This window comes from Pseudomonas sp. URIL14HWK12:I5 (assembly GCF_900176445.1).
In the GTDB taxonomy this organism is placed as follows: domain Bacteria; phylum Pseudomonadota; class Gammaproteobacteria; order Pseudomonadales; family Pseudomonadaceae; genus Aquipseudomonas; species Aquipseudomonas monteilii.
In genome coordinates, this window is record NZ_FWXQ01000005.1 from 174,987 (window position 1) to 186,966 (window position 11,980).

Genomic DNA, 11,980 nt, shown 5'->3' on the forward strand with positions numbered 1-11,980 from the left:
GCGGGCCGCGAATTTCAGCCTCTGTGGCATACCAACGATATCACGCAGCCATGCAGCACTGGATGAATGCGCCAATGCCGATTCGGCATAGGGGATGCAGATAGTACATAGGAAGCTACCTAACTCAGGTTACAATCCGACTTGCCCAAAGAGGCCGTAACAGACAGACAAGGTATTCCCGTGACCGCCGCCCTGCCCCCCACCACCCTGCGCAACGTGCTCACCGCTCTCATGCTGGCCATTTTCCTCGGCGCACTGGACCAGACCATCGTCGCTGTCTCGCTGCCGGCAATCTCGGCCCAGTTCAACGATGTCGGCCTGCTGGCCTGGGTCATCTCCGGCTACATGGTGGCGATGACCGTGGCCGTGCCGATCTACGGCAAACTGGGCGATCTGTACGGGCGGCGGCGGATGATCCTGACCGGTATCAGCCTGTTCACCCTGGCCTCCATCGCGTGCGCCATGGCCCAGGACATGCAACAGCTGGTGCTGGCCCGTGTACTGCAAGGCATTGGCGCGGGCGGCATGGTCTCGGTCAGCCAGGCGATCATCGGCGATTTCGTGCCACCGCGTGAGCGCGGCCGCTACCAAGGTTATTTCAGCAGCATGTACGCCGTGGCCAGCGTCGCCGGGCCAGTGCTGGGCGGCTGGCTGACCGAGTACTTGTCGTGGCGCTGGGTATTCTGGATCAACCTGCCGCTGGGGCTGGTTGCCTTGTGGGCGATCCGCCGTGCCCTCGGTGGCATGCCGGCGCAACGCCGCGAAGCCCAGGTGGATTACCTCGGTGCCGTGCTGCTGATCCTCGGCCTGGGCAGCTTGTTGCTGGGCATCACCTTGGTCGGTCAGGGCCACGCCTGGATTGATCCTGCCGTACTGGCCCTGTTCGCCTGCGCTGTACTGGGCCTTGCGTTGTTCATCGCACATGAGCGGCGCTGCCCGGAGCCGCTATTGCCCTTGGGCCTGTTCAGCAATCGGGTGGCGGTGCTGTGCTGGGGGGTGATCTTTTTCGCCAGCTTCCAGTCGATTTCCCTGACGATGCTCATGCCGTTGCGCTACCAGGGCATCACGGATGCTGGCGCCGACAGCGCCGCGCTGCACCTGTTGCCACTGGCCATGGGCCTGCCCCTTGGCGCCTTCACCGGCGGTCGCATGACCAGCCGCACGGGGCGCTACAAGCCGCAGATCCTGGCCGGTGCATTGTTGATGCCCGTGGCCATTTTCGCCATGGCGCTGACGCCGCCACAATCGGCTTTGCTCAGCGCGCTGTTCATGCTGCTGACCGGCATCGCCTGCGGGCTGCAGTTCCCGACATCGCTGGTGGGCACGCAAAGCGCGGTGGAAAGCAAAGACATTGGTGTGGCCACCAGTACCACCAACCTTTTCCGTTCGCTGGGCGGGGCCATGGGCGTGGCCTGCATGTCCAGCCTGTTGCTGGCGCTGCTGCATCAGGGCGGATTTGAAATGCTGGGTAACCCGTTGCTAGGGAGCCTGAAGGCCGGTGAAGTGGACTTGGTGACACAGGCGCGCCTGACTGAAACATTCCGTCATTTGCTGATGGGGAGTGCCCTGATTGCGGTGCTCGGGCTGGCAGCAGCAGTGGCATTGCCCGACCGGCAACTGCGGGGGCGCTGAGGCACGGGGCCACCCGCCGGCCCCGCCTTTAATCCCCGCTTAATACAAAGGGGAAACACTCCCTCACAATCCTTAACAAACTGTCATTTGCGCAGCGCCGGGCTCAAGCGCAGCATATCTAACCCGGTGTCGACCCATTGTTCGACATCACCCAACAGATCGACACTGTCAGGCAGCAACAGCCAGCGCCCGATCAGGCCATCGACATAGGCAAACATGGCCACCGCCGCGCGCTCGACATCCAGCTCGCCAGGCAATTGGCCCCGGCGCACGGCATTGGCCAGCGCCAGGGTGATGCCCTTGTGGCAATCCAGCACCGCGCCCTGACGCTGCTGGCGAATTTCACACATGTCATCGGTGAACTCGCACTTGTGATGCAGGATTTCATTGATACGCCGGGTTCGGGCATCGAGCACCAGCTCGTTGAACACCTGCAACAACAGCTTGCGCATGCAGCCAAGCGGGTCGACTTCGTCCTCGCTTTCGCTGGCCCGCGCCAAATGGTCATGGGTCTCGTGCAGGCTGTCGAGCAGCGCCTGCACCAGTTCGGCCTTGTTGTTGAAGTGCCAGTAGATCGCCCCGCGCGTCACACCCGCCAGTTCGGCGATGTCGGCCAGGGTGGTTCGCGCAACCCCGCGCTTGTAGAAGGCCTTTTCCGCCGCCTCGATGATCTGGGCGCGGGTTTCCTGGGCTTCCTCTTTGGTTCGACGGACCATGGCAGTACAACCTCATCTGGACCGAACGCGCAGCGCGTACGGGGAACGCTCCGGGGGCTCCTCTGCAGGGGGCCTCGCGGATGAGCTAATCAAGGGCTGTGGCGGTACCTCAGTACAACTCAGCGGTATTTACAAACAACCATGAATGTAAGTATATTCCTTAGCAAGCTATTTATCCACCGGATAGCAACTTTTCCAGATCAAGACACTTCCACTACTCTTGAGCGTCTCCCTGCTCCAGCGACCCGAGGATCCTCATGCAATTCAAGCCAGCCGTTACCGCTCTGGTTTCCGCCGTCGCCCTGGCAACCCTGCTCAGTGGCTGTAAGAAAGAAGAAGCAGCGCCAGCGGCGCAGGCTCCTCAGGTCGGCGTCGTGACCATCCAGCCCCAAGCCTTCACCCTGACCTCGGAATTGCCGGGGCGTACCAGTGCCTACCGCGTCGCCGAAGTGCGCCCGCAGGTCAACGGCATTATCCTCAAGCGCCTGTTCAAGGAAGGCAGTGAGGTCAAAGAAGGCCAGCAGCTCTACCAGATCGACCCTGCCGTGTACGAAGCCACCCTGGCCAATGCCCAGGCCAACCTGCAGGCTACCCGCTCGCTGGCCGAGCGCTACAAGCAACTGATCGACGAGCAAGCCGTTTCCAAACAGGAATACGACGACGCCAATGCCAAACGATTGCAGGCCGAGGCTTCGCTGAAAAGCGCCCAGATCGACCTGCGCTACACCAAGGTGCTGGCACCGATCAGTGGCCGTATCGGCCGTTCTTCGGTCACCGAAGGTGCGCTGGTGAGCAATGGCCAGAGCAACGCCATGGCCACCATCCAGCAGCTCGACCCGATCTACGTCGACGTCACCCAGTCCACCGCCGAGCTGCTCAAGCTGCGCCGTGACCTGGAAAGCGGCCAGTTGCAGAAGGCCGGCGACAACACCGCCTCGGTACAGCTGGTGCTGGAAGACGGCAGCCTGTTCAAGCAGGAAGGTCGTCTGGAGTTCTCCGAAGTCGCGGTTGACGAGACCACCGGCTCGGTCACCCTGCGCGCCATCTTCCCCAACCCCGACCACACCTTGCTGCCTGGCATGTTCGTGCATGCGCGGCTGAAGGCCGGTGTCAACGCCAACGCCATCCTGGCGCCGCAACAGGGCGTGACCCGCGACCTCAAAGGCGCGCCGACCGCGCTGGTGGTCAACCAGGAGAACAAGGTCGAGCTGCGCCAGCTCAAGGCCAACCGTACCCTGGGCAGCGACTGGCTGATCGAGGAAGGCCTCAACCCGGGTGACCGCCTGATCACCGAAGGGCTGCAGTACGTGCGCCCGGGCGTCGAAGTGAAGGTCAGCGAAGCCACCAACGTCAAGAAGCCGGCCAGCCCTGATCAGGCCAACGCGGCGAAAGCAGACGCCAAAGCGGAGTAAACCATGTCGAAGTTCTTTATCGATCGCCCGATCTTCGCCTGGGTGATCGCCTTGGTGATCATGCTGGTCGGCGCCTTGTCGATCCTGAAGTTGCCGATCAACCAGTACCCCAGCATCGCGCCGCCGGCCATCGCCATCGCCGTGACCTACCCGGGCGCCTCGGCGCAAACCGTGCAGGACACCGTGGTACAGGTGATCGAGCAGCAGCTCAACGGTATCGACAACCTGCGTTATGTGTCGTCGGAAAGTAACTCCGACGGCAGCATGACCATTACCGCTACCTTCGAACAAGGCACCAACGCCGACACTGCGCAGGTGCAAGTCCAGAACAAGCTGAACCTGGCCACCCCGCTGCTGCCGCAAGAAGTGCAGCAGCAAGGTATCCGCGTTACCAAGGCCGTTAAAAACTTCCTGCTGGTGATCGGCCTGGTGTCCGAAGACGGCAGCATGACCAAGGACGACCTGGCCAACTACATCGTCTCCAACATGCAGGACCCGATCTCGCGTACTGCGGGCGTGGGTGACTTCCAGGTGTTCGGTGCCCAGTACGCCATGCGTATCTGGCTCGATCCGGCCAAGCTGAACAAGTTCCAGCTGACCCCGGTCGACGTCAAGACCGCCGTGGCCGCGCAGAACGTGCAGGTGTCTTCCGGTCAGCTCGGCGGCCTGCCAGCGTTGCCGGGTACCCAGCTGAACGCCACCATCATCGGCAAGACCCGTCTGCAGACTGCCGAGCAGTTCGAAAAGATCCTGCTCAAGGTCAACAGCGATGGTTCGCAGGTGCGTCTGGGTGATGTCGCCCAGGTAGGCCTGGGCGGCGAAAACTACGCGGTCAGCGCCCAGTTCAACGGCAAGCCGGCTTCCGGCCTGGCGGTAAAACTGGCAACCGGCGCCAACGCCTTGGACACCGCCAAGGCGCTGCGCCAGACCATCGCCGACCTGGAACCGTTCTTCCCGCCGGGGGTGAAAGCCGTATTCCCGTATGACACCACCCCGGTGGTCACCGAATCGATCAGCGGCGTGATCCACACCCTGATCGAAGCCGTGGTCCTGGTGTTCCTGGTGATGTACCTGTTCCTGCAGAACTTCCGCGCCACCATCATCACCACCATGACCGTTCCGGTGGTGTTGCTGGGTACCTTCGGCATCCTGGCCGCTGCGGGCTTCAGCATCAACACCCTGACCATGTTCGCCATGGTCCTGGCCATCGGCTTGCTGGTGGACGACGCCATCGTCGTGGTGGAGAACGTCGAGCGGGTAATGTCCGAGGAAGGCCTGCCGCCCAAGGAAGCGACCAAGCGCTCGATGGAGCAGATCCAGGGTGCCCTGGTGGGTATTGCCCTGGTGCTGTCGGCGGTACTGCTGCCCATGGCGTTCTTCGGTGGTTCCACGGGGGTGATCTACCGGCAGTTCTCCATCACCATCGTCTCGGCCATGGGCCTGTCGGTGCTGGTGGCGCTTATCTTCACCCCGGCCCTGTGCGCCACCATGCTCAAGCCGCTGAAGAAGGGCGAGCACCATGTGGCCAAGCGTGGCTTCTTTGGCTGGTTCAACCGCAACTTCGACCGCAGCGTAACCGGCTACGAACGCAGCGTTGGTACCATCCTGCGCAACAAGGTGCCGTTCCTGCTGGCCTATGCCCTGATCGTGGTTGGCATGATCTGGCTGTTCGCCCGTATTCCTACCGCCTTCCTGCCTGAGGAAGACCAAGGCGTATTGTTCGCCCAGGTACAGACCCCGGCCGGTTCCAGTGCCGAGCGTACCCAGGTGGTGGTCGACCAGATGCGTGAGTACCTGCTGAAGGAAGAAGCCGACACCGTATCCTCCGTGTTCACCGTCAACGGCTTCAACTTCGCCGGTCGCGGCCAGAGCTCGGGCATGGCGTTCATCATGCTCAAGCCTTGGGACGAGCGCTCCAAGGAGAACAGCGTGTTCGCCTTGGCCCAACGTGCCCAACAGCACTTCTTCACCTTCCGCGATGCAATGGTGTTCGCCTTCGCCCCGCCAGCAGTACTGGAGTTGGGTAACGCCACCGGCTTCGACGTGTTCCTGCAGGACCGCGGCGGTGTCGGCCACGAGAAGCTGATGGAAGCGCGCAACCAGTTCCTGGCCAAGGCTGCACAAAGCAAGATCCTCAGTGCCGTACGCCCTAACGGCCTGAACGACGAGCCGCAGTACCAACTGACCATCGATGACGAACGTGCCAGCGCCCTGGGCGTGACCATCGCCGACATCAACAACACCCTGTCGATTGCCTTGGGTGCCAGCTACGTCAACGATTTCATCGACCGTGGCCGGGTCAAGAAGGTGTACATCCAGGGCGAACCAAACGCCCGGATGAGCCCGGAAGACCTGCAGAAGTGGTACGTGCGCAATGGCGCTGGCGAGATGGTGCCGTTCTCCTCCTTCGCCAAGGGCGAGTGGACCTACGGTTCGCCGAAGCTGTCGCGCTACAACGGTGTCGAGGCGATGGAAATCCTGGGTGCGCCAGCGCCGGGCTACAGTACCGGTGAAGCCATGGCCGAGGTCGAGCGCATTGCTGGCGAACTGCCAAGCGGCATTGGCTTCTCCTGGACCGGCATGTCCTACGAGGAAAAACTCTCCGGCTCGCAAATGCCGGCGCTGTTCGCCCTCTCGGTACTGTTCGTGTTCCTGTGTCTGGCCGCCCTGTACGAAAGCTGGTCGATCCCGATCGCCGTAGTGCTGGTAGTACCGCTGGGTATCATCGGTGCCCTGATCGCCACCAGCCTGCGCGGCTTGTCCAACGACGTGTACTTCCTGGTCGGCCTGTTGACCACCATCGGCCTGGCGGCGAAAAACGCCATTCTGATCGTCGAGTTCGCCAAGGAACTGCACGAGCAAGGCCGCAGCCTGTACGACGCGGCGATCGAAGCGTGCCGCATGCGTCTGCGCCCGATCATCATGACCTCGCTGGCGTTCATCCTCGGCGTGGTACCGTTGACCATCGCCAGTGGCGCCGGTGCCGGCAGCCAGCACGCCATTGGTACCGGCGTGATCGGTGGCATGATCAGTGCGACCGTGCTGGCTATCTTCTGGGTACCGCTATTCTTCGTCGCAGTGTCGTCGCTGTTCGGCAGCAAAGAGCCGGAAAAAGACGTCACCCCTGAAACTCCACGTTATGAGGCTGGGCAATGACCAAGTCTTTGTTGTCCCTGGCGGTAACCGCTTTCATTCTTGGCGGCTGCTCGCTGATTCCCGACTACCAGACCCCGGAATCGCCGGTGGCAGCGCAGTGGCCGCAAGGCCCTGCGTACTCGCCGACCCAGTCGGCAGACGTTGCCGCCGCCGAACAGGGCTGGCGCCAGTTCTTCCACGACCCGGCACTGCAGCAGCTGATCCAGACCTCGCTGGTCAACAACCGCGACTTGCGCGTCGCCGCGTTGAACATCGACGCCTACCGCGCGCAATACCGCATCCAGCGTGCCGACCTGTTCCCGGCGGTTTCGGCCACCGGCAGCGGCAGCCGCCAGCGCGTGCCGGCAAACATGTCGCAGACCGGTGAATCGGGCATCACCAGCCAGTACTCGGCCACCTTGGGCGTCAGTGCCTATGAGCTGGACCTGTTCGGCCGTGTGCGCAGCCTCACCGAGCAGGCGTTGGAAACCTACCTGTCCAGCGAGCAGGCGCGCCGCTCCACGCAGATCGCCCTGGTGGCCAGCGTGGCCAACGCCTATTACACCTGGCAGGCCGATCAGGCGCTTTTCAAGCTGACCGAAGAAACGCTGAAGACCTACGAGGAAAGCTACAACCTCACCCGTCGCAGCAACGAAGTCGGCGTGGCTTCGGCACTGGATGTCAGCCAGGCGCGCACCGCCGTGGAAGGCGCCCGCGTCAAGTACTCGCAGTACCAGCGCCTGGTCGCCCAGGACGTCAACAGCCTGACCGTGTTGCTGGGCACCGGTATTCCGGCCGACCTGGCCAAGCCGCTGCAGCTCGATGCCGACCAACTGGCCGAAGTGCCAGCCGGCCTGCCATCGGACATCCTCCAGCGTCGCCCGGACATCCAGGAAGCCGAGCACCTGCTCAAGGCCGCCAACGCCAACATTGGCGCCGCCCGCGCAGCGTTCTTCCCGAGCATCAGCCTGACGGCCAACGCTGGCAGCCTGAGCCCCGACATGGGCCACCTGTTCTCGGGCGGCCAGGGCACCTGGCTGTTCCAGCCGCAGATCAACCTGCCGATCTTCAACGCCGGCAGCCTGAAGGCCAGCCTGGACTACTCGAAGATCCAGAAGGACATCAACGTCGCCAAGTACGAAAAAACCATCCAGACCGCCTTCCAGGAAGTCTCCGATGGCCTGGCGGCACGAAAAACCTTCGAAGAGCAACTGCAGGCACAGCGTGACCTGGTGCAGGCGAACCAGGACTACTACCGCCTGGCCGAACGCCGCTACCGCATCGGGATCGACAGCAACCTGACCTTCCTCGATGCCCAGCGCAACCTGTTCAGTGCCCAACAATCGCTGATCACCGACCGCCTGTCGCAGCTGACCAGCGAGGTCAACCTGTACAAGGCGCTCGGTGGTGGCTGGTATGAGCAGACCGGGCAGGCCAATCAGCAGGCATCGGTGGACGTACCGAAAAGCTGACTGGTGATGTAACAGCATCAGGCCCACCCTTGCGGTGGGCTTTTTATTTGCCGGAGGAAATTAATTAACCAACCGGAACATTCCGTTCGATTATCGCCCCATTCCGCTTGCGGCGAATTGCCTCAGCCCCGCACAACCCCGCACCATCCCCTCACGCAACGTTGCCCAAGTTCATCCAAAAGACCCGCACCTGCAGGCTCGATCCAGCAGTGCACCGGCTCGACCCATAAAAACAAGAGATCCACGACAGATGAGCACTTTGCAACCCGCACGCCAGCTGCTGCCCGGCCTGTTGGCCATGTCCTGCGCCTTCCCGCTGTTCGCCGCCGAAGGCGGTTTCATGGAGGACGCCAAGGCCACCCTCAACCTGCGCAACTTCTACATCAACCGCAACTTCGTCGACCCCGCCCACCCGCAGGCCAAGGCCGAAGAATGGACACAAAGCTTCATTCTCGACGCCCGCTCCGGCTTCACCCAAGGCACCGTCGGTTTCGGCGTGGACGTACTGGGCATGTACTCGGTCAAGCTCGACGGCGGCAAAGGCACCACCAACACGCACCTGCTGCCCGTGCATGATGACGGCCGCCCGGCCGATGACTTCGGCCGACTGGGTGTCGCACTGAAAGCCAAACTGTCCGAAACCGAGCTGAAAGTCGGTGAATGGATGCCGGTACTGCCCATCCTGCGCTCGGACGACGGCCGCTCGCTGCCACAGACCTTCCGCGGCGGCCAGCTGACCTCGAAGGAAATCGCCGGTCTGACCTTGTACGCCGGCCAGTTCCGCGGCAACAGCCCGCGTAACGACGCCAGCATGGAAGACATGTCGATGAACGGCAAAGGCGCGTTCACCTCCGACCGTTTCAACTTCGGCGGCGGTGAGTACACCTTCAACGACAAGCGCACCATGATTGGCCTGTGGGATGCCCAGCTCAAGGACATCTACCGCCAGCAATACCTCAACCTGACGCACAGCCAACCGCTGGGCGACTGGACCCTGGGTGCCAACCTGGGCTACTTCATCGGCAAGGAAGACGGTGCCGAACGCGCCGGCAAGCTGGACAACCGCACCGCCTCGGCCATGCTCTCGGCACGCTACCAAGGCCACACCTTCTACGTCGGCCTGCAAAAGGTCAGCGGCGACGATGCCTGGATGCGGGTCAACGGCACCAGTGGTGGCACCTTGGCTAACGACAGCTACAACTCCAGCTTCGACAATGCCAAAGAACGCTCCTGGCAGGTGCGCCATGACTTCAACTTCGCCACCGTTGGCGTGCCTGGGTTGACGTTGATGAACCGCTACATCAAGGGTGACAACGTCACCGTGGGCAGCGTGGATGATGGCAAGGAGTGGGCACGCGAGACCGAACTGGCGTACGTGGTGCAGTCGGGCAGCTTCAAGGACCTGTCGGTGAAATGGCGCAACTCCACCATGCGCCGGGACTTCAGCACCAATGCGTTCGATGAGAACCGGTTGATTGTGAGTTACCCGCTGAACCTCCTTTAAATTCTTCGCGGGCACGCCCGCTCCCCAGGGTCACCACAGCTTTTGAAAACTGTGGTGACCCTGGGGAGCGGGCGTGCCCGCGAAGAGGCCAGATGCCCAATAAAATAACTTTAAGCTATAAACAAATCCTAAAACCTTCTTTGACGACATAAGCTGTAACCGCTTGAATAGGCCCCTGATCCCCGCCCCAGAGCCGTGACATGGACCTCCGCCAGCTGCGCTACTTCATCGCCCTTACCGAATACCGCAGTTTCGTCCGTGCCGCCGAGGCCATGGGCATCACCCAGCCCGCCTTCAGCCGTGCCATCCAAGGCCTGGAACACACCTTCGGCTGCCCGCTGGTAGACCGCGCCAGCAAAGCCCTGCCGCCTACCCCCGAAGGTCTGGTGGTGCTGCAACATGCCCGCCGGTTGGTTCAAGGCGCCGCGCAGCTGAGCAACGAAGTGCTGCAGATGACCAAGCTCGACGCCGGCGAGTTGCACTTCGGCAGCGGCCCGGCCCTGGCCGTGCGCCTGGTGCCCGACGCCCTGCGCCACTTCATCGAGCGCCATCCCGGTATCCGCACTTCCCTGCTCGTGGACAACAGCGAACGCCTCGGTCAGGCCTTGCGCCGCGAACAGATCGAGTTTTTCGTCGATGATATCCGCCCGTTCGAAGCCGACCCCAATTTCCACACCGAGCCCTTGTCGCCACGCCCAGGGCTGTTCTTCTGCCGCCCGGGCCATCCGCTGCTGGCCAAGGACAGCCTGTCGACCAACGACCTGTTCAGCTACCCACTGGCCAGCGCCCTGCTCGCCCCCGGTGTGCGCAAGCGCCTGGCCAACCTGAGCGGGCGCAACGACTTCACTCCGCACCTGCAAACCGAGCATCTGGCGGTGCTGCGCAGCGTGGTACAGGCCAGTGATGCCATCGGTACCGCCAGCGAAGAGGCCGTGGCCGAAGACCTGGCCGCCGGCACACTGGTGCGCCTGCACTGGCGCAACTTACCGCCTGCTTTGGAAGTGTTGAGCGTGCGCTGTGGGGTGGTCAGCCGCAGTGGTTATCGATTGTCGCCGGCTGCGCGGGCGATGATCGAGACGCTGGTGGGGCTGGATACGCCAGTACGGGCTGCTGCCATTCGCTGAGCTGATGATGCTGGTGGCTGCGGGCTATCCTGTTCACTATCAGGCAAAACAACGCTGAACAGGGAGGCACAACAATGAAGAACCTCGTCGACCACCTGAGCCAGTACGCCAGCTACCACCGCGACCCACGCAACATCGCCACCCACTTCGTCGGCATCCCCATGATCGTGCTGGCCGTCACCATCTTGCTATCGCGCCCAGGCTGGGAGGTGGCCGGCATGTGGCTATCCCCTGCCCTGCTGGCAGCAGCGGCGTCGGTATGGTTCTACCTGCGCCTGGACCTGCGCTTCGGGCTGGTGATGGGGCTGCTGTTGGGGTTGTGCCTGTGGGTAGGCCAGGTGCTGGCAATGCAGACCACAGTGCTGTGGCTAAGCGCCGGGCTGGGGGCATTCGTGCTGGGCTGGGTCATCCAGTTCGTCGGCCATTACTACGAAGGCCGTAAACCGGCCTTTGTCGACGATGTCAGCGGCCTGATCATCGGGCCGCTGTTCGTGGTGGCAGAAGCCGCGTTCATGCTGGGCCTGTGCCCGGCCCTGAAGTCGGCCGTGGAAACCTCTGCAGGGCCGGTCAGGCTTCAGCAATAACGCTTACTGGCGCGATTCTACGCCCAGCTCGTCCCACACCGACTCGGCCATGTGGAAGGTGGCGTTGGCCGCCGGGATGCCGCAGTAGATCGCGCTTTGCATCAGCACTTCCTTGATCTCGTCGCGGGTCACACCGTTGTTGGCCGCCGCGCGCAGGTGCAGTTTCAGCTCGTCGTTGCGGTTCATGCCGATCAGCATGGCGATGGTGATCAGGCTGCGGGTATGGCGCGGCAGGCCCGGGCGGGTCCAGATATCACCCCAGGCATGGCGGGTGATCATCTCCTGGAACTCGCCGTTGAAGTCGTTGAGCTTTTCCAGGCTGCGGTCCACATGGGCATCGCCCAGCACCGCGCGGCGCACTTGCATGCCGGCGTCGTAACGTTGTTTCTCGTCCATGGCGT

At 62.6% G+C, this 11,980-nt stretch carries 9 protein-coding genes; 7 read left to right on the forward strand and 2 right to left on the reverse strand.

Translation table 11 applies throughout. The features are described 5' to 3' along the window. Positions 1-180 precede the first annotated feature (180 nt). On the forward strand, positions 181-1,632 hold the full coding sequence (locus tag B9A31_RS13440) for an MDR family MFS transporter (protein WP_084297063.1): 1,452 nt from the start codon (positions 181-183) through the stop codon (positions 1,630-1,632). A gap of 83 nt (positions 1,633-1,715) precedes the next feature. Here B9A31_RS13440 and ttgR read toward each other — a convergent pair whose 3' ends face one another. Then, positions 1,716-2,348: an efflux transport transcriptional regulator TtgR gene (gene ttgR / locus B9A31_RS13445; protein ID WP_019097258.1), complete on the reverse strand. Its 633-nt coding sequence runs from the start codon at positions 2,346-2,348 to the stop codon at positions 1,716-1,718. Positions 2,349-2,605: 257 nt separating this feature from the next. On the opposite strand from ttgR, the gene ttgA reads away from it, so the two are divergent. The 6 genes from ttgA (at position 2,606) to B9A31_RS13475 (ending at position 11,579) form a co-directional block, all read left to right on the forward strand. Next, positions 2,606-3,760 (forward strand): toluene efflux RND transporter periplasmic adaptor subunit TtgA, encoded by a 1,155-nt coding sequence (gene ttgA / locus B9A31_RS13450; RefSeq protein WP_019097259.1) that lies wholly within the window; start codon positions 2,606-2,608, stop codon positions 3,758-3,760. Positions 3,761-3,763: 3 nt separating this feature from the next. Continuing rightward, a complete protein-coding gene (ttgB, locus tag B9A31_RS13455) occupies positions 3,764-6,916 on the forward strand; it encodes a multidrug efflux RND transporter permease subunit TtgB (protein ID WP_025753922.1) in 3,153 nt (1,050 codons plus the stop codon). Then, positions 6,913-8,367 carry an AdeC/AdeK/OprM family multidrug efflux complex outer membrane factor gene (locus B9A31_RS13460; RefSeq protein ID WP_016713642.1) on the forward strand — a complete coding sequence of 485 codons (1,455 nt, stop codon included), beginning with the start codon at positions 6,913-6,915 and terminating at the stop codon, positions 8,365-8,367. Before ttgB ends, B9A31_RS13460 begins: the two co-directional genes overlap by 4 nt. A 250-nt stretch (positions 8,368-8,617) precedes the next feature. Next, complete coding sequence (locus B9A31_RS13465) at positions 8,618-9,871, forward strand: OprD family porin (RefSeq protein WP_019097260.1); 1,254 nt, start codon at positions 8,618-8,620, stop codon at positions 9,869-9,871. Between the two features lie 200 nt (positions 9,872-10,071). Next, entirely contained in the window at positions 10,072-10,995 is a 924-nt protein-coding gene (locus tag B9A31_RS13470) for a LysR family transcriptional regulator (protein ID WP_019099598.1), read from the forward strand. 74 nt (positions 10,996-11,069) lie between these two features. After that, a complete protein-coding gene (locus B9A31_RS13475) occupies positions 11,070-11,579 on the forward strand; it encodes an Mpo1 family 2-hydroxy fatty acid dioxygenase (RefSeq protein ID WP_019099599.1) in 510 nt (169 codons plus the stop codon). A gap of 3 nt (positions 11,580-11,582) precedes the next feature. Here the strand turns inward: B9A31_RS13475 and pcaC are convergent, their stop codons facing one another. Further along, positions 11,583-11,975 (reverse strand): 4-carboxymuconolactone decarboxylase, encoded by a 393-nt coding sequence (pcaC, locus tag B9A31_RS13480; RefSeq protein WP_003251949.1) that lies wholly within the window; start codon positions 11,973-11,975, stop codon positions 11,583-11,585. Positions 11,976-11,980: the final 5 nt, after the last annotated feature.